Below are 24,392 nucleotides of genomic sequence, written 5' to 3' on the forward strand. Positions count from 1 at the left end.
GGCCCCGAAGGCCCCGGCCCGGAACGCCCGGGGTTCAGCCCATGGTCCGTGCCCCGTCGAGGGCTTCGCGGATGATGTCGGCGTGCCCGGCGTGCTGCGCGGTCTCGGCGATGACGTGCAGCAGCACCCGTCGCACGGACCACCTGGCGCCCGGCTCGAACCAGGGCGCCTTTGGCAGCGGACGGGACTGCTCGAGGTCCGGCAGGGCCGTCACCAACTCCTCGGTCCCCTTCGCCACTTCGCCGTACCGGTCGAGCAGGCCGGACAGCGTCTCACCGTCGAACATCCGGAACTGGTCCGCCCAGGCGCCCGTGTCACCCCGCATCGCCTCGGCTCCCCCGGCCACGAAGCGCATCCAGCGTTCCTCGACACCGGCCACGTGCTTGATCAGGCCGCCCAGACAGAGTTCGCTCACCGTGGTGCGCCGGGCCGCCTGCTCGTCGGTGAGGTCGCGGACCGTGCGGCGGAGGAGGTCCCGGTGCTTCGCCAACGCCTCCAGCAGGTCGGCGCGTTCACTGCTGTGCGGATTCTGCTCGGCTGCCACGGCTTCGGTCTCCTGGATGCTCCGAGGGGATCGGCCGGAGATCCGCCGGCCGGCCCTGCGCAGTGCAGGGGCGGCGCCCAGCGGTCCCCGCTTCCGGCCATCCTGCCCCGGCACAGCCGAATTCACGCCCCTCCCCGGCACTCCGGACGGTCCGTGTCGACCTCCCGCCCGGCCCGGGAGCGCGGCTCCCGAACCGGCCGGACGGCGGGGCGCAGCCGGCGCAGGGTCCAGCCGCCGCCCCCGGGGTCCACGGAGCGGGTGGTGGCGGTGAACAGTTCGGCGGCCCGGCGGTAGGAGAGCCGGCCGCGGCCGCTGTGCGGGCAGAGGTCGGCGGCGGGCGTGCCCGCGGCGGCCCGGCGGTCGGTGAGCAGCAGCGGGCCGCCGGTGCGGCCGATGACCAGGAGCGGCAGCAGGCGGGCGGCTCCGGCGCGCCACTGCAACAGCGGCCGTCCCGGACGCCGGTGGGTGCGGCGGTGGAGCAGGTCGAGGTCGTCGACGTCGAGGGCGAGGACGTCCTCGACGGTGCCGCCGGTCTCGTGCAGCAGGTGCCAGGTGACCTGCTCGCGCAGCGGAGCGCGGAGCGCGAACAGCGCCCGGAGCTCCTCGGGGCCGAGCGGCGGCACGGCGTGCCGGGGCAGCGCCGGTGGGCGCAGGCCGGCCATCGGGTCGGCGCGGAGCCAGCCCTGGGTGCGCCACCAGGCCACGGCGCCGCGCAGGATGGACAGTTCGCGGTTGAGCGTGCGCGGATCCGCGTCCACGGCGCGCCGCGCGAGCGCGTCCGCGAGCCGGCCGACGGCCTCGGGGTGGTCGAGCAGGGCCAGCGGGACGACCGGCGGCCGCGCCCGGCGCCGTTCGCGGCCGGCCGGGACCGGTCGCTCCACCAGCAGCCAGGCCCAGCTGGTCAGGGCGATCCGATAGATCCGTCGGGAGCCCTCGCCGAGCTCGGCGGCGGCGAGGTACCGCTCGACGGCGACCGCGTATTCGACCGGCTGCATCAGCCCCTCTTTCCCGCAGTAAAAACCTTCCGGAAGTACACCGCAGAGTCTCCTCGGATCGAGAGAAAGTCACTGTTCAGAGGCATTTCTACAAGCTATTTACTGCGGCAATCACCCTCATCCGGGAAATTGCCTCAGAAAGGCTCAACTTTTTGGCCGAAAACCTTGTGCCGCCCGGAGCGCCGACGGCAGACTGCCGCTCATGGCAACGGAAACGAAGCCGGTCCAGGAGCCGAAACCGACTCTCCGGGACCGGTTGTCAGTGCTGTCCGAACGGAACTTCTGCTGGTTCTTCGTCGGCTACGCGACCTCGCTGTTCGGGTCGTCGATGGCGCCCGTCGCGGTGGCCTTCGCCGTCCTCGACAGCGGGGGCGGCGGCTCCGAACTCGGCTGGGTGATGGCGTCCAGGATCCTGCCGATCGTGCTGGTGCTGCTGGCGGGCGGAGTGGTCGCCGACCGGCTGGGCAGCAGGCGCGTGATGCTCGCGGCCGACCTGCTCCGACTCGTCACCCAGGCAGCGTTCGCCGCCGTCCTGATGGCCGGGCGTCCGCCGCTGTGGGCCATGGTGGCGCTGGTCGGCGTCTGGGGTGTCGGGGAGGGGTTCTTCCTCCCCGCGCTGGGCGCGCTGGTCCCGGACCTGGTCAGCCGCGAGCGCGGTCTCGCCGACGCCAACACACTGCTGGGACTGGCCAGATCGGCGAGTACCGTCGCCGGACCTGCGGTCGCCGGAGTCCTGACGGCCACCCAGGGGCCCGCCTCGGTCCTGGCCGTGGACGCGGTCACCTACGCGGTCGGTGCCCTGGCCCTGGCCCGGCTCGCCGTTCCGCCGCGCAGGGCGGAGACCGGGGCGGAACCGCACTCCGTGCTGGCCGAACTCAGGGAGGGCTGGTCGGAGTTCCGCTCGCGGACCTGGCTCTGGACCACCACGGTCCAGATGGGGCTGTTCAATCTGCTGGTCTGGGCGCCCTTCCTGATCCTCGGTCCCCTCACCGCGCAGCAGCGCCTGGGCGGCGCGCGGTCCTGGGGCCTGGTCATGGCCCTCTACGGTGCCGGGGCGGTCCTCGGCGGGCTGGCCATGCTCGGCCGCCGGCCGCGCCGTCCCCTGGTGGCGGCCGTGCTCGGCACCCTGGGCTGGGCCCTGCCGTCGGCGGCGCTGGCCGCCCGCCTCCCGCTGCTCTGGACGGCCTTCGCCGCACTGCTGGCGGGCTGCACCGCTGCGGTCGTCGACACGCTCTTCACCACGACGACCCAGCAGAACGTCCCACCGGACGTGCGGGCCCGGATCAACTCCTTCGGCGCCCTGGGGGCGTTCGTCCTCGGCCCGGTCGGTCTGGCACTCGCCGGCCCGATCGCCGCCCACAGCAGCACCTCGGCGGTGCTCGGCTTCGGCGCCCTGTGGCAACTGGCGGCAGCCGCCGCCGTCCTGGCGGTCCCGTCCGTACGCAGGATGCGCGGCGCCGACGCCCGGAGCCGACCCGGCGCATCGGTCTGACCAGGCGACCCGGCTCCACGGCCTGGCCCGTCAGCCGGACCCGACGGCCGGACCCGATGGGAGGGCCCGTCGGGAGGACAGCCCGGCGCAGTCCCCGAGGACCCACCGCACTGCCGACGGGCCGGAGTTCCGTCCGGGCGGGCCCCCGCGCACCCCGTCCCCGTGCACCCCGCACCCGTCTCCCGCCCCTGGACCTGCACGGCTGACGTCGCACCGCAGCCCCGCCGATCGCCGTGAGGACTCCCCCTCTACACTCGGCGCGTGCTTACCCCGGACAGCCGAGCTGCCGATCCGACCGTCGCGCCCGGGCACCCGCCCGGGCACCCGCCCGAGCACCCGCCCGAGGGCGGGTCCGCACCGCGGGCGGCGGGCGGCGGACGGCGCGTCGGCTCGCTGGAGCTGATGGTCGTCGGGCTGGCGGGACTGCTGCTCGCGCAGCGGCTCTCGGGCGGCTGGACGGGACCTCCGTGGCTGCAGGCGTGGACCACGGTGTTCGTCGCGATCTGCGTCCAGGCGCTGCCGTTCCTGCTGTTCGGCACGGTGCTGTCGGCCGTCATCGCGGCCTTCGTCCCGGCCTCGTTCCTGCAACGGGCCCTGCCGCGCAACCCGCTGCTCGCGGTGCCGGTCGCGGGCGTGGCCGGAGTGGTGCTGCCGGGCTGCGAGTGCGCCTCGGTGCCGGTGGCGGACCGGCTGATCGCCCGCGGAGTGGCCCCGGCGGCGGCGCTGGCCTTCCTGCTCTCCTCGCCCGCGATCAACCCGGTGGTGCTCGCCGCGACCGCGGTCGCCTTCCGGGGGCATCCGGAGATGGTGCTGGCCCGGTTCCTCGCCTCGCTGGCGACGGCGGTGGTCATGGGGCTGCTCTGGGCCCGGTTCGGACGGCCGGAGTGGCTCCGGCCCCGGACCCGGCGGGAAGTGCCGTCGGGGTCCGGCCGGTTCGCGGTGTTCCGCTCGACCCTGGAGCACGACCTGCTGCACGCGGGCGGGTTCCTGGTGATCGGCGGGATCACGGCAGCCACCCTCAACGTGCTGGTCCCCCGCGACGTGCTGAAGGGTGCGGCAGGCGTGCCCGGGGTGTCCGTCCTGGTCCTCGCGCTGCTCGCGGTGGTGCTGGCGGTCTGCTCGGAGGCGGACGCCTTCGTCGCCGCCAGTCTGAGCGTCTTCCCACCCGCCGCCCGGCTGGCCTTCATGGTGGTGGGCCCGATGGTGGACACCAAACTGATCGCCCTCCAGGCGGGCACCTTCGGGCGGGCGTTCGCGTGGCGCTTCTCGGCCGCCACCTTCCTGGTCGCGGTGGCGGCCTCGACCCTGCTCGGATGGTGGCTGCTGTGAGGCGCGAGGTCCAGGCGATCCTGCTGGTGCTGCTGGGTACCGCGCTGCTGCGCATCTCGCTCTTCAGCGACAGCTACCTCAGGTACGTCCGGGCGGCACTGCAGCCGTACCTGGTCGCGACCGGGGTGGTGCTGGTGCTGCTCGGCGTGGCGAGCGCGGTCGCGACCGTACGGGCCCTGCGCACCAGCCCGGGCGGCGGCTTCGGCCCCGGCCCCGCGGAGAGCAGCCGCCCCGACCATCCCGACCACCAGGCGGCCCCCGACGACCACCACGGCCACGACCACCACGGCCACAGCCACCACGGCGGCCCCCGGATCGCCTGGCTGCTGACGCTCCCGGTGCTGGCCATCGTGCTGGTCGCGCCCCCGGCCCTGGGCTCGTACACCGCACAGCGGTCGGAGAGCACCACGGTCAAGCCCGCCGGTACCGAGCCGACGTTCCCGCCGCTGCCCGCCGGGGACCCGCTGAGCATGACGCTGGCCTCGTTCGACGTCCGCGCGGTCTGGGACACCGCCGCGCCGCTGCGCGGCCGCCGGGTGAAGCTCGTCGGGTTCGCCACGTCCAGGAAGGGCGGCGGCTGGTACCTGACCAGGCTGACCATCAGCTGCTGCGCCGCCGACGCGCTGACCTCCAAGGTGGAGATCCGGGGCGGCGCCGCGACCACCCAGGTCCCGCCGCCCGGCAGTTGGGTGGAGGTGGTCGGCGTCTGGCAGCCGGACGGTCAGACGGCCCAGGACGACACGATCCCGGCACTGACGGCGGCCCAGGTGACCCGAATTCCGGAACCACGGGATCCGTACGAATGACCTGCACACGTACACCCACCCGCATGCCGTCCGCACGCCCGTCCGTACGTCCGCCGGCCCCCTCCCGCACGTCCCCCTGTTGCCACCTCGACACATAATGGTCGAAGGGTTCTCATAATCCCACTGTAAGACTGAATTTCAGAACATCATCTGACCGTTATTCGGGGAAACGGGGGCGACGACGGTGCGGACTGCTCGCGGCGCGGCCATCCTGCTTGCAGTGGGGGTCGTAGCGGCCCTTGCCCTGGCCACAGGAGGCTCCGGCTCACAGGACAGACCGACCGCGGCGGATGCGGCTTCCCCGAACCCGGAGGCCACCCCGGGAGCGACCCCGTCCGGCGTCCCGAGCCCGTCGCCCTCCTGGGACGGCAAGGTGAAGGTGCTCGGCGACGGTTCGACCTCCGAGACCGGGCCGCAGCCCAAGCAGCCCAAACCCGAGAAGCTGAAGCCCGGTGAGAAGCCGCCGCAGTTCGTGGTGTTCTCCTGGGACGGCGCGCTGGAGAACGACGACCACCTGTTCTCCCGCTTCCGCGAACTGGGCGAGCAGAACAACGCCCAGATGACGTTCTTCCTGAGCGGCATCTACGTGGTGCCGAACTCCAAGCGCGCGCTCTACCACCCGCCGCAGCACGACGTCGGCAGTGCCGCCATCGACTTCCCCACGGACGCCCACATCAAGGACACCCTGGAGCAGGTGCGCCAGGCGTGGCTGGACGGGGACGAGATCGGCACCCACTTCAACGGCCACTTCTGCGGCGCCAAGGGCGGCGGCGACTGGAGCACCCAGGAGTGGCAGAGCGAGCTCGACCAGGCGGTCTCCTTCGTGACCAACTGGAAGACCAACACCGGCTTCAAGGACATCCCCCCGCTGCCCTTCGACTACACCAAGGAGCTGGTCGGCGGCCGCGCCCCCTGCCTGGAGGGCCAGAAGACCCTGCTCCCGGCCGAGAAGGCGGCGGGCTGGCGCTACGACGCCAGCTCGCCGGGCGAACTCCAGGTCTGGCCCACGAAGAAGGACGGCATCTGGAACTTCCCGCTCCAGCTGCTGCCCTACCCCAACAAGCCGGTCCAGGTCCTGTCGATGGACTTCAACTTCCTCGCCAACCAGTCCGGTGACAACACCCAGGGCGACCCGAAGAAGTACGCCGCCTGGGAGAAGGAGACCCGCGACGGCTACCTCAACGGCTTCGAGCGGGTCTACAACGGCAGCCGGGCACCGCTCTTCATCGGGAACCACTTCGAGACCTGGAACGGCGGCATCTACATGCAGGCCATCGAGGACGTGATGAAGAGCGTCTGCAAGCGGGACGGCGTCCGCTGCGTGTCCTTCCGCCAGCTCGCCGACTGGCTGGACGCGCAGGACCCGAAGGTGCTCGACAAGATGCGCCAGCTGGACCCGGGTCAGCCCGCCGACTGGTCCCGCCTCACCAAGTAGCCGCTGCCGGCACGGCCGTTACCCGAACAGCCCCTGCCCGGAGGTCTCCCTCCGGGCAGGGGCTGTTCGCCTGCGGTCACCGCCCGCTGCCGACCGCCTTCATGTACGAGGTCCAGACCTGGGTCGGCAGCGCGGAGTCCGGGGTGTCGGAGCTCGCGCCGCCGACCCCCTCCAGCGAGAGCAGCTTCAGGTCCTTCAGGTCCGTCCGGAAGAGCGTGACGGCGGTGGACAGCCGGTCGTTGTAGCCGACGAACCAGCCCGCGGTGCGGTCCGGGTTGGTCCCGGGCTTCCCGGCCGTGCCGGGACCGGCCGCGGCGGCCGCCTTGGCGCTCCCGGTACGGACCGCGCCCTTGAGCGCCGCGTCGACGTCACCGGCGACCTTCGGCGTGAGCGCCTGGGCGGCGGCCGGCAGGCGCAGCGCGATCGGTGCGCCGTTCCGGGTGATCTTGAGCACCGAGTACGGGTCCGTGTGCCGGCCGCCGGCGTCGAAGGCCGCGTAGGCGTCGGCGGCCCTGACCGCGCTCGGGGTCGAGTTGCCGACCGCGTAGGCGGGCACCATCTCCCCCATGCTGTCCGGCAGCAGGCCCAGGTCGGTGGCGGTCTTCTGCACCCGGTCCAGGCCGACGTCCATGCCGAGCTGCATCATCGGCCCGTTGACGGACTGTTCGACGGCGGTCCGCAGGCTGATCGAACCCCAGTCCCGCTTGGGGTCGTTGGCGGTCTTCACGATCTTCCCGTCCCGCCCCCAGTACGGCCCCTCCGGGGTCATCACGTTCACGCCGTCGTTGCCGTTGTAGGTGGTGGTCGGGAGCACCGGGCTCCGGCTGCCGTCGCGCTCGCGCTCGCGCTGCACACCCTGGCCGAGCCCGGCAGCGTACACCAGCGGGGTGAAGGCCGAACCGATCGGCACGGCGGAGGTGTTGGCGTTGTTGAAGCCCTGTTTGAGGTAGTCGGGGCCGCCGTAGAGCGCGACTATCCGCCCGTCGGGCGCGACCGAGGCGGCACCGACCCGGACGAACTGGTCGACGGCGCGCTGATCGGGGTCGATGTTCTTGGTGGCGTCCTGCACGGCGGCGTTCAGCGCGGCGACCTTCGGCTTCTCGAAGGTGGTGTAGATCTGGTGGCCACCGAGGTCGAACTGGGCGGCCGTGATGTCGGTGTGGCTCTCCACGTAGGCCCTGGCCATGTCCACCAGGTACCCGACCTGGCCGCTCATCCCGGCCGACTTCGGCGCCGGCTTGGGCTCCGGGAACACCGTGTACTTGGCGCGCTCGGCCGGGGAGAGCTTCCCGACCTTCACCATCCGGTTCAGGATCCAGGACCACCGATCCACGGCCCGCTGGTGGTTCTCCGGGCTGATCGTCGGATCGAACTGCCCCGCACCCTTCAGCAGGGCCGCCAGGAAGGCCCCTTCGCTCGGGTTGAGCTGCGAGACGTCCTTGCCGTAGTACGCCGCGGCGGCCCGCTCGATGCCGTAGCTGCCGCGTCCGAACCAGCTGGTGTTCAGGTAGCCGGCGAGGATGTCCGGCTTGCTCATCCGCTGGTCCAGCTTGACCGCTATGACGATCTCGCTGAGCTTGCGGGAGATGTCCTGGCGCTGGTTCAGGTAGATGTTCTTGACGTACTGCTGGGTGATGGTCGAACCGCCCTGGGTGTCGCCGCCCGAACCCATCCGGTATACCGCGCGGCCGATGCCCGTGAAGGAGACTCCGGGATCCGAGTAGAACGTCTCGTTCTCGGCGGCCAGGACGGCCCACTGCACCGACTCGGGGACCTGGCCGAGCGGGACCTCCTGCCGGTTGACCTCCCCGATGCGCGCCATCTCGGTGCCGTCGGCCCAGTAGTAGACGTTGTTCTGCTGGGTGGCGAAGGAGTTCAGGTCGTCCGGCACCTGGGTGGTCACGTAGAACCAGGTCAGGAACCCGGTCAGCACGGCGAGCCCGGCGGCCAGCAGCAGGAGCACCTGCCGCCACGACGGCAGCCAGCGGCGGACCCCGCTCCGGCCCCGGCGCGGGTAGTCCGGCCGCCTCGGCCGCCGCCCCCGCCGTCCGGGCTTCTCCTCCTCGGTCCCGCCACCTGGGTGAGCACGCACAGTCCGGTCTCCGATTCGCTCGTGGGGACAGGCTCCCCCTATTAGAGGGACGTGATGAGGACCGCACCTCGGTTACCCGGCACAGGTGTGATGACCGTCATACTGCGGAGTTCCGCACGGCGGAACCGGATCCGGCGTCCGGGCGTCCGGCGGGGTCGCGTGTTGAGCGGGGGCGGGCAGGCCGGGGCGGGGAGAATCGCGGGCATGAACAACACCATTCGGCTCGCGCAGCAGCCCGAGGCCGACGAACTGCTCGGCCGCAGCCCGCTCGCCGCACTGGTCGGGATGCTGCTGGACCAGCAGGTCCCCATGGAATGGGCGTTCTCCGGCCCGTACACGATCGCGCAGCGGCTCGGCGAGGACGACCTGGACCCGCACCGGATCGCCGCGTACGACCCGGAGGCCTTCACCGCCCTGCTCTCCGCGAAGCCCGCCGTGCACCGCTATCCGGGGTCGATGGCCAAGCGGGTCCAGCAGCTCTGCCGGTACCTGGTGGAGCACTACGGCGGTGACGCGGAGGCCGTCTGGCGCGATGCGGCGTCCGGCCGGGAACTGCTCGACCGGCTCACCGCACTGCCCGGCTTCGGCCGGCAGAAGGCCCGGATCTTCCTCGCCCTGCTGGGCAAGCAGTTCGGTGTGACGCCGGACGGCTGGCGCGAGGCCGCGGGCCCGTACGGGGAGGCCGGCAGCTACCGCTCGGTGGCGGACATCACCGGACCGGAGTCGCTGGACAAGGTCCGTGCCCACAAGCAGCAGGCCAAGCGGGAGGCCAAGGAGGCCCCGGCCGCGAAGAAGACCATCGCGGGGACCTCGGCCACCGCCCGGAAGAAGGCGTGACCCGGTCGGGTCAGGCCGACTTCCGGTACGCGTAGCGGCCCCGGATCTCCCGGTTGAAGTAGCCGCCCAGGCTGGACGCCTCGAGCAGTTCCCGGTGGACCCGCCGGGGCACCGCCGTGTACCGGTAGACGGCACCGCTCACGAACTCGATCTCCAGCACGTCCGCCTCAGCGTCGTGACCGACCGACCGGAGACATGAGGAAACGACATGATCGCGTATCACCCCTCCATCCTGTGCCCGCTCCCCGCGGAGCGCACGGCATGAGGCTCAGCCCGGTGCACGAGCTGCTGCTCTCCGACGTGTTGGCGGTCGGCGCACCGTACGCGTTCGCGCTCGGCGGCGGCTGCGCGGTCCAGGTGCACGGACTGGTCGAGCGTCCGGCGCAGGCCCTGGGGGTGGCCACCGAGAGCCCGGTGCCGATGGCGGAGATCGCGGCGGAGCTCGGCGCGGGGCTGGCCGGGTGCGGGTGGACGGTGCGACAGCTGGAGTGCGGCACGGTGTCGGCCCGGCTCTCCGTGTCGGACCCGGTGAGCGCGGAGGGCAGCGAGATCGAGCTGCTCAAGGAGGTGTTCTGGCGCCCTGTGGTGCAGACCGGGTACGGCCCGGTGCTGGCGCTCGAGGACGTGGTCGGCACCAGGGTCCGCGCGCTGGCCGACCGGGGCCTGGCCCGCGACCTGATCGACGTGCACGCGGCCGCGGACCGGTGGAGCCACCCCGAGCTGGAGGAGCTCGGACGCCGGCACGCCCGGGGCGAGTTCGACCTCACCGAGCTGCAGGCCCGGCTCGCCAGGGCGGAGTGGATCGACGACCGCGAGTTCGCGGCGTACGGCCTCGGCGAGGACGACCGGGCCGGGCTGCGCGCCTGGGCGCAGTCCTGGGTCGACGACATCGCCGAACGCCTCATGGAACAGGCCCCGCCCCAGGACGACGAGGACGACCAGGGCGGCGGGGGCGGCGGGGGCGGCACGACCGCCGGTGATCCGACGGCCGAGCCGGGCTGATCCCGCCCCGCTCCCGTGCCCGGGCCCGCTTCGAACCCGCCCGTCAGCGACCGGAGTTCCGGTAGAACGGGGCGTCGTCGGGCCCGATGTACTCGGGGCGGTACCAGGTCGAGGGACGCATCGCCGTACGCACCTGCTGGTCCACGCCGAGCACCGAGGCGAACAGCGCCATCCGCATCGGGATACCGGCGTCGGTCTGCCGGAAGATCGCCAGCCGCGGGTCCTGGTTCAGGTCGGTGCTCAGGTCGTTGGCGCCCGGACGGCTGTCGCGCGGCAGCGGGTGCATGATCACCGTGTCGTCGAGGCAGACCCGGTCGACCAGCTCGCGGTCGATCCGGAACTCGTCGCTGTAGGGGAGCGGCTTGTCCGCGAAACGCTCGGTCTGCAGCCGGGTCGCGTAGACCAGGTCGGCGTCCTTGAGGCCGCTGCCCGGCTGCTCGGTCTCCTCGACCCGATGGCCCCGGCGCACGGCCAGTTCGACCAGTTCCGCCGGCATCCGCAGCTCGGCCGGGGAGACGCAGGCGATGGTCAGGTTCTCGTAGCGGGAGAGCAGCTTCATCAGGGAGTGCACGGTACGGCCGTGGCGCAGGTCGCCGACCAGGGCGATCCGGCGGCCGTCCATGCTCTTGCCGAGGCGGCCGAACTCGCGGTGCAGGGTGAACATGTCGAGCAGTGCCTGGGTCGGGTGCTCACCGGCGCCGTTGCCCGCGTTGATCAGCGGGACGTTGGTGGCCGCCGCGAACTCGTGGATCGAGCTGACCTCGGGGTGCCGCATGACCACCAGGTCGCAGTAGCCGCTGACCACCCGGGCGGTGTCGGCCAGCGACTCGCCCTTGGAGATCGAGGTCACCTCGGAGCCGGTGGTGCTGGTCACGGCGCCGCCGAGCCGCAGGAACGCGGTCTCGCAGCTCAGCCGGGTGCGGGTGCTCGCCTCGAAGAACAGGCTGGCCATCACCGCGCCCTCCAGCACCCGGGTCACCTGCTCGCCCCGGGCCACCGGAACCAGGGCGTCGGCGAGTTCGAAGAGCCGCTCCAGTTCGTCCCGATCGAAGAGATCGCTGGACAGAATGTGCTTCCCGGTCAGTGACATGGCGGCTGTGACTTCCTCGGTAGTGCTGCTCGGCGCCGACAGTCTACTTCGCCGGACCTGCCCGGACACTGCCGAGCACTTCCCGCGGATTCCGATATCCGGGGCCGGTCGAATTCCCGGCCGCCCCGAATTCGAATTCCGAATGGCGAATACGGAATCCGGGGCGGCCGGGCGGCGGCCTCAGGAGGCGTACTCCCCGGTGATCAGGGCCCGCGCGACGGTGTGGAAGGTGATGTTGAAACCGATCGCCGACGCCGGGGTGTCCGGGGTGACGTCGAGGGTCGGGACGTCCAGCGCGTGGACCGCGAAGACGTACCGGTGGGCCGGGCCGGGCGGCGGGGCCGCACCGTCGTACTTGTGGCCGGGGAAGTCGTTGCGGCCGTGGAAGGACGCCTTGCCGGGCAGGGTGTCGTCGGAGGCACCGGCACCGCGCGGGAGTTCGGTGGTGTCGGCGGGCAGGTTCACGGCCAGCCAGTGCCACCAGCCGCTGCCGGTCGGCGCGTCGGGGTCGTAGCAGGTGACGGCGTAGCTCAGGGTCCCGGCGGGGGCACCGGACCAGGAGAGCTGCGGCGACTGGTTGCCACCGGAGTAGACGAAGGCGTCGGCGAGCGTGTCACCGTCCGTCAGGTCACGGCTGGTCAGCTCGAACGACGGGACCTGGGGCAGGAATTCGTACGGCAGGGGCGGGCGGACGCTCATCGCAGCACCTTCTTCGACCGGCGGGGCAGTGGATCAACCACGCAGCAGTGTAGGAGGCGCCCGTAGAGTCGGAGGCATGGCCACGGACAGCTCCCCTGCACTCGACCCCGCCCGGATGATCGCCGAAGCGCGGCGGGCGTTCTTCGTGATGTTCGCCCTGCTCTGCGCGGTCTGGGTGATACAGATCGCCAACTGGGCCGACGACTACCGGCTCACCGTCGACTACGGCATCGTGGCCCAGCGCCCGGGCCGCCTCGCCGACATCCTCGTCGCCCCCTTCCTGCACGTCAACTGGCAGCACCTGGAGGGCAATTCCGGCCCGCTCTTCGTCTTCGGCTTCCTCGCCGCGTACCGCGGTGTGAAGAAGTTCCTCGCGCTCACCCTGCTGGTCGCACTGACCAGCGGCGCGGCGGTCTGGGTGTTCGAGCGCGCCCACGTGGTGACGGTCGGCGCCAGCGGGGTGATCTTCGGCTACTTCGGCTACGTCGTCCTGCGCGGTCTGTTCGACCGCAACCTGATCGACTCCCTGATCGGCCTGGTGATGGGCGCCTCCTTCGCCTACATCCTCACCACCGCCGTGCCCGGCACCCCGGGCGTCAGCTGGCTGGGCCACCTGGGCGGCCTGGTCGGCGGCCTGGCGGGCGCCTGGATCTTCCGCGACCGGGGCCGCGACCGCGCCGCAGCCCCGGCCGCCGCCACGCCCGCCACCGGAGCCGCGCCCGGCGCACCTGCCCCGAGCGCCGACCCGGACCGCGCCCGGCTGCTCAAGGAGCTCGACGACCTGGGCCTGTGAGCCGCCCCTGACGCTCCCGGCGGCCGGGACACCCCGGACGGGCCGGACACGCCGGGCGCCCATCAGGTATAGACCAATACCCGACCACCCGGCTAGCGTGACAGCCCGTCCGCACCGCACCGTCCGCCCGGAGCCGCCCCGTGCAGTCGTCCGTCCTCGCCTTCGCCACCGATCTGATCGACGAGGGCGCCGACACCTTCTTCGGCAACCTCACCGACCGGGCCCAGGTCGGCGGCGTCACCCTCGCCTCGGTCTACCACCAGGCCCGCGACGTCTTCCCGCACAACCCGCGCCGGGTGGTCCGCTACCTGGAGCCCGGCGCCGCGTACTTCCGCCCGGACCCGGCCCGCTGGGCCGGACGGCGGCTCGCCCCCACCCCCTCCGCCGCGATCGGCGAGCGCGACCCGTTCGCCGAGGCCGCCGAACAGGCGCAGCGGCGCGGCCTCAAGCTGCACGCCTGGACGGTCTTCTGCCACAACGACCACCTCGGCTTCAGCCACCCGGACACCGCTCCGGCCAACGCCTTCGGCGACCGCCACCTGACCGAGCTGTGCCCGGCCAACCCGGAGGTCCGCGAGTACGCCACCACCCTGGTGGCCGAGTTCGCCCGGTACGGCGTGGAGGCGATCCGCGCCGAGTCGCTGCACTTCCACGGCCTGCGCCACGGCTACCACCACGAGCGGTACTTCGAGGAGCTGGGGCCGGTCGCGGAGGCGCTGCTCGGCATCTGCTTCTGCCCGCACTGCCGGGCCGCCGCGGCCTCGGCGGGCGTTCCGGCGGCCGAGGTCCGGCGGGTCGTGCAGGACGAGCTGCGCGGCCGGCTCGCGGACGAGCGCCGGGCCGCCGAGCCCGCCGCGCTGGACCGGCTGGCCGACGGCGCCCTGGCGGCCTACCTCGACGCGGCCGCCCGCTCGGTCACCTCGCTGGCCGCCGAGGTGGCCGAGGCGGCGGACCGGCACGGCATGCGGCTGAGCTTCATGGACGCCGCCGGCCCGGGAAGGGGCTGGCTGTCGGGGATCGATCTGCCCGCCCTCGCCGGGGCGGCGCACCAGATCGAGACGCTCGGCTACGCGAGGACCCCGGAGGCCGTCCGCGAGAAGGTCGCCGCGTTCGCTCTGCACGGAGTGCGGCCCGAATCCATGGCGGTGATCCTCCGCCCGATGGCCGAGGACTGCGACGGCCCGGCCAACCTCGCCGCAAAGATCGACACACTGCGTGAACTCGGTGTCCCCGAGGTCGAGTTCTACAACTACGGGCTGATGCGCCTGTCCTCGATGGACCGGATCGGCCGGGCCCTGCACGGCTGACCCGTGACATCCGTCATGCCGATCCGGTGATCCGGCGGCCTGTCGCACGCCGCCCGCCGGACGGCAGAATCATGGTCACCGGCGGGGCGAACGACGCGAGGCCGGGATCACAGCCCCGGGGGACCACACCATGAGCAGCACCGCCGTCACCGCCCTGCCGCAGACCGACGCCGAGCAGTCCGCCACCGCCGCCGAGCCCGCGTCCGCCGACCCCGCGTCCGCCGAGCCGCTGCCCGCCGCCGAGCCGCTGCCGACCGTCGCCGAGATGCGGCTGCCCGCCTGGTTCTTCGGCTTCGAGGGCGTCCTGGCCGGCGCGTACGACATCCTGCACGCCTTCCCCTCGGCCTGGCCCGCGCTGGTGGTCCTGCTCGCGGTCAACATCACCGTCTCGCTCACCATGATGCGCAAGCGGCTCAAGCTGGCGAAGATGCTCTGGCGCGGCAAGGGCACCCGCAAGGTCGCCTTCCTGCTGCTCGGCCTGCGCATCGGCAGCCACGTCCTGCTCGGCGTGATCGGCGTGGCCCTCACCTCGGCCCTGGTGCACGTCCTGTTCGCCGTGGTGATGGCCGCCGTGACCGTCGGCCTGCTCGTCTACACCCAGAAGACCGCCCTGCGCGCCCTGGTCGAGGCCGGCAAGCTCACCGCCTGATCCCAGAGCCCCGCCCCCTGAGCCTCCCGCCGCCCGGGTGCCCACCACGGCACCCGGGCGCTGCCGTGCCCCGGCCCCGCACCCGGACCGGCCGGCGCACGGGGCGGCGTCGCAGGCCGGCAGCTCTCGCCCCTCCCCGGCCTCCGGCCTGGAGGACCGTCACCTTCGCCCGTCCCCGTCCGCAGGTCGGCCCCGTCCGCCCGTCGGCCCTGTCCGCCGCATCCGCGCTATCTGCGCCGTTTCGAGGTGCCGAAGATGCTGCGTGAGATCTCCCGCCCCAGCTGGGTGCCGGCCGAGCGTGCCAGTGACTTCACCGTCGGGTTGCTGAGCAGCGCCCCGAGCAGTCCCCCGACCTCCTGCGGCCGCCCGGCCGGTTCCCGCCGCCGCTCCGGGGCCGGCCCGGGCTCCGCCGGCGGCCGGGCTTCCCGCCGGGCCTGCTCGGCCCGGGCCGCCAGCTTCTCGTACGCCGACTCCCGGTCGACCGCGTCCCGGTAGCGCGCGGTCAGCGGGGAGGCGTCCACCGCCGCCCGCAGTACGGCGGCGTCGATCGGACCCATCAGCGACTGCGGCGCCCGCAGCCGGGTGGCCGCGACCGGCGTCGGCGCCCCCTTCTCGGAGAGCACGGTCACCACGGCCTCGCCCGTCCCCAGCTGGGTGAGCACCTCGGCAAGGTCGTACGAGGACCTGGGGAAGGTGGAGACGGTCGCCTTGAGCGCCTTGGCGTCGTCGGGGGTGAAGGCGCGCAGTGCGTGCTGCACCCGGTTGCCGAGCTGGGCCAGCACGTCGGCCGGGACGTCCCTCGGGGTCTGCGTCACGAAGAAGATCCCGATGCCCTTCGACCTGATCAGCCGCACGGTCTGGGTGATCGCCTCCAGGAAGGCCTTCGAGGCGCCCTTGAAGAGCAGGTGCGCCTCGTCGAAGAAGAAGACCAGCTTCGGCTGGTCGAGGTCGCCGACCTTGGGCAGCTCCTGGTAGAGGTCGGCCAGCAGCCACATCAGGAAGGTGGAGAACAGTCGGGGCCGGTCCTGCACCGCCGGAAGCTCCAGCACCGAGACCGTGCCCCGGCCGTCGCCCGCCGTCCGCAGCAGCTCGGCGGTGTCGAACTCCGGCTCCCCGAAGAAGGCGCCCGCGCCCTCGTTGTCCAGCACGGTGAGCGAACGCAGGATGACCCCCGCCGTGGCGGCGGAGAGTCCGCCGATGCTCCTCAGCTGCTCCTTGCCCTCGGGCGAGGTGAGGAAGCCGATCACGGCGGTGAGGTCCTTGAGGTCGTACAGTTCGAGGCCGTTCCGGTCGGCGTAGTGGAAGACCAGCCCGAGCGAGGCCTCCTGGGTCTCGTTCAGGTCGAGGACCTTGGCGAGCAGCAGCGGGCCGAAGCTGGTGACGGTGGCCCGGACGGGGATGCCCGCACCCTGACCGCCGAGCGAGTAGAACTCGGTGGGACAGCCCCGCGGGGTCCAGTCCTGTCCGACCTCGGCGGCCCGTCCGGTCACCCGCCCGCTCGGGACACCGGGGGCGCCGATGCCGGAGACGTCCCCCTTGACGTCGGCGAGGAAGACCGGGACGCCCTGGGCCGAGAGCTGCTCGGCGATCAGCTGGAGGGTCTTGGTCTTGCCGGTCCCGGTCGCGCCCGCGACCAGCCCGTGCCGGTTGAGCACCGCGAGCGGGATCCTGACCTGGGCCCCGGGGTACGCGGTAGCGCCCTGGAGCACCGCGCCGAGGTCGAGGGCGGGCCCGGTGAAGGCGTAGCCGTCGGCGATCTGCCGGACCTCGGCGGGCGGACCGGACGCCCCGGCGGCGGACGACCCCGCAGCGGACGACCCGACGGCGGACGGGTTCTCTGCAGTCATGTCTGCGGCCTCCCGGGCGGCACGGAGCGACGAAAAGACGACAGCGGAGACGACAAAAACGGCATATCCCATCAAATCCCCTCCCAGTCCGGCCCGCAGGGCCGCGCCGCGCTTGCTGCGCCCCCGGGCGGCGTGACGGTAGGCTTTCCGTGTGATCTTCAAGCGCATCGGCAACGGACGGCCGTACCCGGATCACGGCCGGATCAGCACCCGCCAGTGGGCGGACGTCGCGCCGCGTCCGGTGCGGCTGGACCAGCTGGTGACCACCAAGGGGCAGCTGGACCTCGAAACCCTGCTGGCCGAGGACTCCACCTTCTACGGGGACCTGTTCGCCCACGTGGTGAAGTGGCGTGGCGACCTCTACCTGGAGGACGGGCTGCACCGTGCGGTGCGGGCCGCCCTGCAGCAGCGCCAGGTGCTGCACGCCCGCGTGCTCGAAATGGACTGACCCCGACCGGCCTCGGCCGACCCCGGCCGACCCCGTCAGCGTCCGGGAATCGGACGCGAACCGAACGGCGCTCACGCGCGTCCTGATCATCGGTCATCCGCAGGTGGCGAGCGCTCAGGGCCCCGGTACATCCTTTCGAGTGCCCTCGTACTCCAGATGATGATCATTTAGTACTTGGCAGCGACTCTGGCACTAATCTGCGGAGTACGGATCCGTCGCCGGCCGCACCCATTCAACGAGCCTGCCCTGGCACGAGGGGGAGACTGACTGTGAGCATGTTGACTCCGCAGGGGTTGAAGGGGAAGCAGTACCGGATCACCGGTAACTCCTACCCCCGCCTCGGGCGTCCGCCCCGCAAGAGCCGCAAGGTACTGGCCGTGATCGGTGCGGTGCTCGCGCTCGCCCTGATCGCGCTCGGCGGCGTCCAGCTGGTGGGGATCTTCACCGGTAAGAACAAGTCGGCCGCCGCCCAGGCCTGTGCCTCGCCCTCGGCGAACGGGAAGGCCCTCGCCGCACCGGCCGCCTCCGGTTCGCCCGCCGCTTCCGGTTCGCCCGCCGCCTCGGGCTCCCCCGCCGCCTCCGGCTCCCCCTCGGGCGCGGCCGCGAGTCCCGCGAGCAGCCCGGCGAGCCCCGCCGCGACCAGTACCGCCGTCCCGCAGCCGCAGGCCGTCACGGTGAACGTCTACAACGCCACCGACAAGTCCGGCTTGGCCGCCCGCACGGCGGACGAGCTGAAGAAGCGCGGCTTCACCATCGGCAAGGTCGGCAACGCGCCGACCGCGCTGGACAAGAAGCTGCCCGGCACCATCGAGGTGATCAGCGGCCCGGCGGGGATGGGCGCGGCCACCCTGCTCGGCGCCCAGGCCGCCGGTTCCACCGCCACCACGGACAGCCGGACCGACGCCACCGTCGACTTCGTCATCGGCGACACCTACGCCGCCCTGCTGGAGCCGGCCCAGGCCGCCGCCGCCCTGGAGGCCGCGACCAAGCCCTCCCCGGCTCCGTCCCAGGGCAGCTGCTGACCGACCGTACGGCCGAGGGCCGGTCGCACCACCCCCGTGGGGTGGTGCGACCGGCCCTTCGCGATTCGGTGCGGCAGCGGTCTTCCGGCCGGCGCAGGACGCCGGCGGAGGACTCAGCCCGCCGTGCCGTAGAGGCGGTCGCCCGCGTCGCCGAGGCCCGGCACGATGTAGCCGTTCTCGTTGAGGCGCTCGTCGACGGCGGCCGTCACCACGGTGACGGGCAGGCCGGCCAGCTCCTTCTCCATGACCTCGACGCCCTCCGGCGCGGCCAGCAGCACCACGGCGGTGACATCGGTGGCGCCCCGGTCGATCAGCATCCGGATCGCCGCGACCAGCGTGCCGCCGGTGGCCAGCATCGGGTCGAGGACGTAGACCTGGCGGCCGGAGAGGTCGTCCGGCATCCGGGTGGCGTAGGTGGACGCCTCCAGGGTCTCCTCGTTGCGGACCATGCCGAGGAAGCCGACCTCGGCGGTCGGCAGCAGCCGGGTCATGCCGTCCAGCATGCCGAGCCCGGCGCGCAGGATCGGCACCACCAGCGGTCGCGGGTAGCTCAGCCGGGTGCCGGTGGTGACGGCGACCGGGGTGGTGATCTCCACCTGGTCGGTACGGACGTCCCGGGTGGCCTCGTAGGCGAGCAGGGTGACCAGCTCGTCGGTCAGCCGCCGGAAGGTCGGGGAGTCGGTGCGCTCGTCGCGCAGGGTGGAGAGCTTGTGGGCGACCAGCGGGTGGTCGACGACGTGGAGACGCATGGTCCGACGATAACGGGCTTCGGCACATACGTACGACCCGCCACAAAGCACCATCAATGTCCGAACCGAGACCTTTCCCGTGGTATCAACCGAACACTTCTGGGAAGGTCGGACCGTATGAAGAGCAACCCGGAGACCGGGCCCGGCTCGACAGACGAGTCCAAGGCCGCCCCCGAGACCCCGTCGGAGCGTCGTAGACGGCGCGCCGTCTTCCTGCGCGAGCTCGCCGAGGCACGCGAGCTGCGCGAGCGGGTGCAGCCCCGGCGCACGAAGGAGCGCCGGATGCGCGAAGCCATGCGGATGCGAACCTTCCGGATCTGACGGAGACTGCTCCGATCGCTCGGCCTCCGGCCGACCATTCCGACACGACCTGCGAAGACGCGCTGCCGAACACCCCCCGCAGCGGCGGCCTTTCTGTCACGATGCCGGAGGGACGGTCCGAACAGCGGACCGCCTCTGGCGCGGGGGCGGCCAGGCCGCGTTCGCCCGAGATCGCCTACAGCCGAGACCAATCTTGGGAGTGTCCCCGGTGGCGTACTTCGCTGCAGTGCTTGCTCGCACCGATGGCGGGTGGGATGTGAGCGAGACAGAACTAGACGAGGTCGAGACCCTGGCCGATCTGGCCGACCTGGCCCGCGAGGCCGCCCAGGACGACGACAGCGTCCTGGTCTTCATCGAACAGGAAGACGCGTGGTTCGCCGTCATCCGGGTGGACGGCGAGGACGACCCCCGGATCTTCGTCTCCGACGGCGCCGCCGCGGCCCGCAGCTCGTACGGCTCGGTGCTCACCGACGAGCTGGTGGACCGGGTCGGCGACAGCGACTTCGACGACGACTTCGACACCCTGGTGGCGGAGCTGGACGACGAGGGCGCCCAGAGCGAGGCCACGAGCCAGGAGGAAGAGGAGGACGACGACCAGGGCACCGCGGGATCCGGCGGGGTGCCGGTCGGCCCGCTCGGCGACTGCGAGCTGCTGGCCGACCTCGGGATCGCCTCCGGCGAGCTGCTCGGCCTCAGCGGCGAGGGCGCCGTTCCCGGCGACGCGCTGTCCGAGATCGCCGAGGCGCTCGGCTGCGGCGAGGTCCTGGAGGCGGTGCGGTAACCGTACCGCCGGTGTCCGACACTGGTGCCATGCAGATCGCTCCTCTCCCGGCCCCCGTACGCCCCGACCCGGTACGCGACCGCTGGACGGACCGGATGCGCCTCGCCATCGCCGAGGCCGCACTGGCCACCGCCACCGGCGACGTACCGGTCGGGGCGCTCGTGTTCGGACCCGACGGGACGGTCATCGGGCGCGGGCACAACGAGCGCGAGGCGATCGGCGATCCGACCGCACACGCCGAGATGGTGGCGATCCGGCAGGCCGCCGAGCAGGTCGGGGAGTGGCGGCTGAGCGGTTGCACGCTGGTGGTCACCCTGGAGCCCTGCACCATGTGCGCGGGCGCCATCGTGCTCTCCCGGCTCGACCGGGTGGTCTACGGGGCCCTGGACGAGAAGGCCGGGGCGACCGGTTCGCTCTTCGACGTGGTCCGCGACCGCCGCCTCAACCACCGCCCCGAGGTCATCTGGGGCGTCCTCGCCGAGGACTGCGCCGAGCAGCTGCGCGCCTTCTTCGACACCCAGCGCTGAGGGATCCGGGGTACGGATTTCGTTCCCGCCGGGACCGTCCGGTAGAGTTCCCCTCGGTAGCGTGTCCGAGCGGCCAAAGGAGCACGCCTCGAAAGCGTGTGTGGGGGCAACTCCACCGTGGGTTCGAATCCCACCGCTACCGCCATGAAGTGACAAAGGGTCTGGACTGTGACAGTCCGGGCCCTTTGTCATACATGCAGGGGATCTATGCTGATCCCCGCATCGTCGGCACAGGGCGGGCGTGCACACGGGAGGAACCCGCTATGGAGAGCCAGATCGTTCACAAGGCCGCATTCCTGCTGCACGAGTGCAACGAGCCCGAGCAGGTCGTGGTGGAGCGACTCAAGGAGTACTTCCCCTCGCTGAGCCTGATCGAGCGCGAGCGCTACGTTTCCGAGGCCTGGGACCAGGTGCACGGCCAGGGCGTCCCCAACGCCTGAGCGGCCCCGTCGACACCCGAGCCGGCCGGACCGGCCGAGGACGGCACGAGAACGGCTCCGCACCCGCCGGGCACGTACCACCATGACCCGGGGAGTGCGGAGCCGTTCTCGCGACCGGTACCGGTCTCTCGGAGGGGGAGCGGTCTCCAGGGGGGCGAGGCCGCTCCCCCGGCGGAGGTCCCACAACCGGTACCGCGTCGGGGGGAAGCCGCGGCGCCCGGTCCCACAGCGGGGAGCTCCGGATCCATGTACCTCGGATTCCTGCCAGACCCTCGGTACACCGTCCATCGTGCTGCACGGACCGGACAGGGGCATCCGGAGAAAGACCCCTGTCGCCGGGACCTTCGTCCCGTCGGGTGAACGCGCCACTCACCCGATCGGCCGTCCGGTGGATAAGCTGCCGAACAGCAGCGGAGGGGCGCCCGGGGAAGGGCCGGCGGCCCATGGCAGGGAGGCAGGCCGGGGCTATGGCGCAGGCGAAGAAGATCGGCATGTACCTCCTGCTCATCTTCGTGGTCTACACGATCATCACGTCACCCACCAGGGTGGCGGAGCTGGTGCAGTCGGGGTTCGTGGGGATCTCGGACGCCGCCAAGGCGGTGGGGACGTTCATGACGGGGCTGGTGAACTGACCGGCGCCCCGGCCGGGCCGCCCCGGATCCACGGCGGATACGGTGGCGGGGTTCGCCCCACCCCCGACCGCTAGGAGCGGCACTGTGATCCGGCACCTGGTCCTCTTCAAGCTCAACGACGGCGTCAGCAAGGACGACGAGCGCGTCCTCGCCGGCGCCAAGGCCTTCGAGGGGCTCGGCACGCTGATCCCCGAGCTGCGCGAGTGGCAGTGCGGCTGGAACATCACCGAGCGCGACATCGCGTTCGACTACGCGATCAACAGCCTGGTCGCGGACCACGACGCCCTGCAGGCCTACCTCACCCACGAGGCGCACCAGGCCGCGGCCGCGCTGTGGCGCGAGTTCGCCACCTGGGTGATCGCCGACATCGAGGTCTGACGCGCCGACAGCACGTCCGGTCGTACCCGCACGATCCACAGGCCCCCTGGCTCCCGATGAGCCCGGGGGCCTCTGCGTGCGGGTACTCCGGGCAACAATCCGCCAACACGCCTGAATGCGGTGCTTGCCCGGACTGTGCACGACTTGTGATGCTATGACCGGTTTTGCCGGACCTGGCGAGGTGGTGAGGACGACCCAAGGACCGCACGGCAGTGGCTCGGACCGGAATAGCCGATCAAGGGAGGGGTGACGTTCCGTGCGGACCCAGGACAGCGCGCCGGAGGCCGGCGAGGAAGGGCCACCAGGCCCCTCCGGTGGCCGACCGGGCGCCGGGCGCAGCTCGGTCGACGTCAGGACGCTGACCCGGGTCCTGTTCGAGCGGCTGACCGAACTGTCGCCGGACGCGCCGGAGCGGGAGCGGGTGCGGGCCGCACTGATCGAGATCAACGTCCCCCTGGTGCGCTACGCCGCGACCCGGTTCCGCAGCCGCAACGAGCCAATGGAGGACATCGTCCAGGTCGGCACCATCGGCCTGATCAACGCGATCGACCGGTTCGACCCGACCCGGGGGGTGCAGTTCCCGACGTACGCGCTGCCGACCATCCTCGGCGAGATCAAGCGCTACTTTCGGGACAACGTCCGCACCATGCACGTGCCGCGCCGCCTGCAGGAGCTGTGGGTCCAGGTCAGCGGCGCCATGGAGGAGCTGACGGTGGTGCACGGCCGGGCGCCCAAGGTGCCCGAGATCGCCGCCAACCTGCGCATCCCCGAGGAGGACGTCCGGGCCTGCCTGGACGCCGGGCGGGCCTACAACGCCGCCTCGCTGGAGGCCGCGCAGGAGCACGAGGGCGGCCTGGCCCTGCTGGACCGGCTCGGCTACGAGGACTCCGCGCTGGCCGATGTCGAGCACCGGGACATGGTCCGCCACCTGCTGGTCCAACTCCCCGAGCGGGAGCGGCGGATCATCATGCTGCGATTCTTCGCCAATCTGACGCAGTCCCAGATCTCCACCGAGCTCGGCATGTCCCAGATGCACGTCTCCCGGCTACTGTCGAGAATCCTGACCCGGCTGAGGACCGGAAACTCCTGGGAGGAGTGAACCGATCCCGGCCGGGGGGTTGCTGCGCGTTACTGCGGCGTGACATCTTGCGACGGTCGGGTTTGCCGAGACACGTGTTCCGGTATGGAGCTGGAGGGCCGCCCAGCCGGGAACTGCCGCTCGGTAGCGCCCGTTGTACAGTCAGTCACGAGGGGGTGGGTGCATGTCCGCAGAGCTGGGCGCTGCCGAGATCCAGGGCACGACGACGGTCGCCGAGTTTCCCGTGCAACAGAGCCATACGCCGCAGGTGCCCGAGGCGGTCACATCCGAGCCGGCGCCGGAGTCGGTGTCCGCCGCGCCCGAGAGCAGGGCGCTGGACACCCGGACGCTCTCCCGTTCGCTGTTCCACCGGCTGGCCGGCCTGGAGCCGGGCAGCGACGAGCACACCTACGTCCGGGACACCCTGATCGAGCTCAACCTGCCGCTGGTGCGGTACGCCTCGGCGCGGTTCCGCAGCCGCAACGAGCCGATGGAGGACATCGTCCAGGTCGGCACCATCGGCCTGATCAAGGCGATCGACCGGTTCGACCCGGAGCGCGGGGTGGAGTTCCCGACCTTCGCGATGCCGACGGTGGTCGGCGAGATCAAGCGGTTCTTCCGGGACACCAGCTGGTCGGTCCGGGTGCCCAGGCGCCTGCAGGAGCTGCGGCTGGCGCTGACCAAGGCCGGCGACGAGCTCTCCCAGAAGCTCGACCGCTCCCCCACCGTGGCCGAGCTGGCCGTCTTCCTCGGCGTCAGCGAGGAGGACGTGGTCGAGGGCCTGGCGGTGGGGAACGCGTACACCGCGAGTTCGCTGGACTCGACGCCCGGCGAGGACGAGGGCGAGGGCCCGCTGGCGGACCGGCTCGGCTACGAGGACCTGGCGCTGGAGGGGGTCGAGTACCGCGAGTCGCTCAAGCCGCTGCTCGCCAAGCTGCCGCCGCGGGAGCGGCGGATCATCATGCTGCGGTTCTTCGGCAATCTGACGCAGTCCCAGATCGGCGAGGAGATCGGGATCTCCCAGATGCACGTCTCCCGGCTGCTGACCAAGACGCTGACGCAGCTTCGCGCCGGGCTGATCAGCGAGAGCTGACCGGCC

At 72.0% G+C, this 24,392-nt stretch carries 27 protein-coding genes and 1 tRNA gene; 20 read left to right on the top strand and 8 right to left on the bottom strand.

The window, feature by feature from the left end; translation table 11 throughout:
- Nucleotides 1–34: 34 nt before the first annotated feature.
- Together ACFC1R_RS26455 and ACFC1R_RS26460 are read right to left on the bottom strand one after the other, a co-directional pair.
- Nucleotides 35–544: a DinB family protein gene (locus ACFC1R_RS26455; RefSeq protein ID WP_375942671.1), complete on the bottom strand. Its 510-nt coding sequence runs from the start codon at nt 542–544 to the stop codon at nt 35–37.
- 122 nt (nt 545–666) lie between these two features.
- Nucleotides 667–1,539: a hypothetical protein gene (locus ACFC1R_RS26460; protein WP_375942673.1), complete on the bottom strand. Its 873-nt coding sequence runs from the start codon at nt 1,537–1,539 to the stop codon at nt 667–669.
- A gap of 202 nt (nt 1,540–1,741) precedes the next feature.
- On the opposite strand from ACFC1R_RS26460, the gene ACFC1R_RS26465 reads away from it, so the two are divergent.
- From ACFC1R_RS26465 to ACFC1R_RS26480, 4 genes are all read left to right on the top strand, one after another.
- The gene (locus tag ACFC1R_RS26465; RefSeq protein ID WP_375942675.1) at nt 1,742–3,031 is read left to right on the top strand and encodes an MFS transporter; all 1,290 of its coding nucleotides are present in this window, start codon (nt 1,742–1,744) and stop codon (nt 3,029–3,031) included.
- A gap of 261 nt (nt 3,032–3,292) precedes the next feature.
- Nucleotides 3,293–4,360: a permease gene (locus ACFC1R_RS26470; protein WP_375942677.1), complete on the top strand. Its 1,068-nt coding sequence runs from the start codon at nt 3,293–3,295 to the stop codon at nt 4,358–4,360.
- On the top strand, nt 4,345–5,166 hold the full coding sequence (locus ACFC1R_RS26475) for a TIGR03943 family putative permease subunit (RefSeq protein WP_375942679.1): 822 nt from the start codon (nt 4,345–4,347) through the stop codon (nt 5,164–5,166). Before ACFC1R_RS26470 ends, ACFC1R_RS26475 begins: the two co-directional genes overlap by 16 nt.
- A 220-nt stretch (nt 5,167–5,386) precedes the next feature.
- Nucleotides 5,387–6,601, top strand: a complete 1,215-nt coding sequence (locus ACFC1R_RS26480; RefSeq protein ID WP_375942681.1) for a hypothetical protein — start codon at nt 5,387–5,389, stop codon at nt 6,599–6,601.
- A 76-nt stretch (nt 6,602–6,677) separates the two neighbouring features.
- Here the strand turns inward: ACFC1R_RS26480 and ACFC1R_RS26485 are convergent, their stop codons facing one another.
- Nucleotides 6,678–8,693: a transglycosylase domain-containing protein gene (locus ACFC1R_RS26485; protein ID WP_375942682.1), complete on the bottom strand. Its 2,016-nt coding sequence runs from the start codon at nt 8,691–8,693 to the stop codon at nt 6,678–6,680.
- A 204-nt stretch (nt 8,694–8,897) separates the two neighbouring features.
- Here ACFC1R_RS26485 and ACFC1R_RS26490 point away from each other — a divergent pair, with 204 nt between their 5' ends.
- Nucleotides 8,898–9,530 carry an HhH-GPD-type base excision DNA repair protein gene (locus ACFC1R_RS26490; protein WP_375942684.1) on the top strand — a complete coding sequence of 211 codons (633 nt, stop codon included), beginning with the start codon at nt 8,898–8,900 and terminating at the stop codon, nt 9,528–9,530.
- A gap of 10 nt (nt 9,531–9,540) precedes the next feature.
- Here ACFC1R_RS26490 and ACFC1R_RS26495 read toward each other — a convergent pair whose 3' ends face one another.
- Entirely contained in the window at nt 9,541–9,753 is a 213-nt protein-coding gene (locus tag ACFC1R_RS26495; RefSeq protein WP_375942686.1) for a KTSC domain-containing protein, read from the bottom strand.
- A gap of 38 nt (nt 9,754–9,791) precedes the next feature.
- Here ACFC1R_RS26495 and ACFC1R_RS26500 point away from each other — a divergent pair, with 38 nt between their 5' ends.
- Nucleotides 9,792–10,532, top strand: coding sequence for a nucleotidyl transferase AbiEii/AbiGii toxin family protein (locus tag ACFC1R_RS26500; protein WP_375942688.1), 741 nt, complete (start codon nt 9,792–9,794; stop codon nt 10,530–10,532).
- A 43-nt stretch (nt 10,533–10,575) separates the two neighbouring features.
- Here the strand turns inward: ACFC1R_RS26500 and pyrB are convergent, their stop codons facing one another.
- The gene (pyrB, locus tag ACFC1R_RS26505; protein ID WP_375942690.1) at nt 10,576–11,622 is read right to left on the bottom strand and encodes an aspartate carbamoyltransferase; all 1,047 of its coding nucleotides are present in this window, start codon (nt 11,620–11,622) and stop codon (nt 10,576–10,578) included.
- 180 nt (nt 11,623–11,802) lie between these two features.
- Nucleotides 11,803–12,321, bottom strand: coding sequence for a YbhB/YbcL family Raf kinase inhibitor-like protein (locus ACFC1R_RS26510; protein WP_375942692.1), 519 nt, complete (start codon nt 12,319–12,321; stop codon nt 11,803–11,805).
- A 76-nt stretch (nt 12,322–12,397) separates the two neighbouring features.
- On the opposite strand from ACFC1R_RS26510, the gene ACFC1R_RS26515 reads away from it, so the two are divergent.
- The 3 genes from ACFC1R_RS26515 to ACFC1R_RS26525 all read left to right on the top strand — a co-directional run bounded on the left by ACFC1R_RS26515 (nt 12,398) and on the right by ACFC1R_RS26525 (nt 15,070).
- Nucleotides 12,398–13,114, top strand: coding sequence for a rhomboid family intramembrane serine protease (locus ACFC1R_RS26515; RefSeq protein ID WP_375942694.1), 717 nt, complete (start codon nt 12,398–12,400; stop codon nt 13,112–13,114).
- A gap of 140 nt (nt 13,115–13,254) precedes the next feature.
- Complete coding sequence (locus tag ACFC1R_RS26520; RefSeq protein WP_375942696.1) at nt 13,255–14,421, top strand: hypothetical protein; 1,167 nt, start codon at nt 13,255–13,257, stop codon at nt 14,419–14,421.
- Nucleotides 14,422–14,551: 130 nt separating this feature from the next.
- Complete coding sequence (locus ACFC1R_RS26525; RefSeq protein WP_375942698.1) at nt 14,552–15,070, top strand: hypothetical protein; 519 nt, start codon at nt 14,552–14,554, stop codon at nt 15,068–15,070.
- A 227-nt stretch (nt 15,071–15,297) separates the two neighbouring features.
- Here ACFC1R_RS26525 and ACFC1R_RS26530 read toward each other — a convergent pair whose 3' ends face one another.
- The gene (locus tag ACFC1R_RS26530) at nt 15,298–16,917 is read right to left on the bottom strand and encodes a helicase HerA-like domain-containing protein (RefSeq protein ID WP_375942700.1); all 1,620 of its coding nucleotides are present in this window, start codon (nt 16,915–16,917) and stop codon (nt 15,298–15,300) included.
- A gap of 151 nt (nt 16,918–17,068) precedes the next feature.
- Here ACFC1R_RS26530 and ACFC1R_RS26535 point away from each other — a divergent pair, with 151 nt between their 5' ends.
- Both ACFC1R_RS26535 and ACFC1R_RS26540 read left to right on the top strand, forming a co-directional pair.
- On the top strand, nt 17,069–17,365 hold the full coding sequence (locus tag ACFC1R_RS26535; protein ID WP_045304107.1) for a type II toxin-antitoxin system VapB family antitoxin: 297 nt from the start codon (nt 17,069–17,071) through the stop codon (nt 17,363–17,365).
- 275 nt (nt 17,366–17,640) lie between these two features.
- Nucleotides 17,641–18,387 (top strand): LytR C-terminal domain-containing protein, encoded by a 747-nt coding sequence (locus ACFC1R_RS26540; RefSeq protein ID WP_375942753.1) that lies wholly within the window; start codon nt 17,641–17,643, stop codon nt 18,385–18,387.
- Between the two features lie 113 nt (nt 18,388–18,500).
- On the opposite strand, the gene upp is transcribed toward ACFC1R_RS26540, so the two are convergent.
- Entirely contained in the window at nt 18,501–19,136 is a 636-nt protein-coding gene (gene upp / locus ACFC1R_RS26545; RefSeq protein WP_045304105.1) for a uracil phosphoribosyltransferase, read from the bottom strand.
- Nucleotides 19,137–19,253: 117 nt separating this feature from the next.
- Between upp and ACFC1R_RS26550 the strand changes: the two genes are divergently transcribed.
- From ACFC1R_RS26550 to ACFC1R_RS26590, 9 genes are all read left to right on the top strand, one after another.
- The gene (locus ACFC1R_RS26550) at nt 19,254–19,457 is read left to right on the top strand and encodes a hypothetical protein (protein WP_375942703.1); all 204 of its coding nucleotides are present in this window, start codon (nt 19,254–19,256) and stop codon (nt 19,455–19,457) included.
- A gap of 256 nt (nt 19,458–19,713) precedes the next feature.
- A complete protein-coding gene (locus tag ACFC1R_RS26555; protein ID WP_375942705.1) occupies nt 19,714–20,238 on the top strand; it encodes a hypothetical protein in 525 nt (174 codons plus the stop codon).
- A 29-nt stretch (nt 20,239–20,267) separates the two neighbouring features.
- A complete protein-coding gene (tadA, locus tag ACFC1R_RS26560) occupies nt 20,268–20,765 on the top strand; it encodes a tRNA adenosine(34) deaminase TadA (protein WP_052681972.1) in 498 nt (165 codons plus the stop codon).
- A 55-nt stretch (nt 20,766–20,820) separates the two neighbouring features.
- Nucleotides 20,821–20,910: transfer RNA gene (locus ACFC1R_RS26565), tRNA-Ser, on the top strand.
- Nucleotides 20,911–21,028: 118 nt separating this feature from the next.
- Nucleotides 21,029–21,205: a hypothetical protein gene (locus tag ACFC1R_RS26570; protein ID WP_375942707.1), complete on the top strand. Its 177-nt coding sequence runs from the start codon at nt 21,029–21,031 to the stop codon at nt 21,203–21,205.
- Nucleotides 21,206–21,648: 443 nt separating this feature from the next.
- Nucleotides 21,649–21,837 carry a hypothetical protein gene (locus tag ACFC1R_RS26575; protein ID WP_375942709.1) on the top strand — a complete coding sequence of 63 codons (189 nt, stop codon included), beginning with the start codon at nt 21,649–21,651 and terminating at the stop codon, nt 21,835–21,837.
- An 84-nt stretch (nt 21,838–21,921) separates the two neighbouring features.
- A complete protein-coding gene (locus tag ACFC1R_RS26580; RefSeq protein WP_375942711.1) occupies nt 21,922–22,215 on the top strand; it encodes a Dabb family protein in 294 nt (97 codons plus the stop codon).
- Between the two features lie 256 nt (nt 22,216–22,471).
- Entirely contained in the window at nt 22,472–23,314 is an 843-nt protein-coding gene (locus ACFC1R_RS26585) for an RNA polymerase sigma factor SigF (protein WP_375942713.1), read from the top strand.
- Nucleotides 23,315–23,477: 163 nt separating this feature from the next.
- Entirely contained in the window at nt 23,478–24,386 is a 909-nt protein-coding gene (locus ACFC1R_RS26590) for an RNA polymerase sigma factor SigF (RefSeq protein WP_375942715.1), read from the top strand.
- The last annotated feature ends 6 nt before the right edge of the window (nt 24,387–24,392 follow it).

Source organism: Kitasatospora sp. NPDC056138, assembly GCF_042264695.1.
In the GTDB taxonomy this organism is placed as follows: Bacteria; Actinomycetota; Actinomycetes; order Streptomycetales; family Streptomycetaceae; genus Kitasatospora.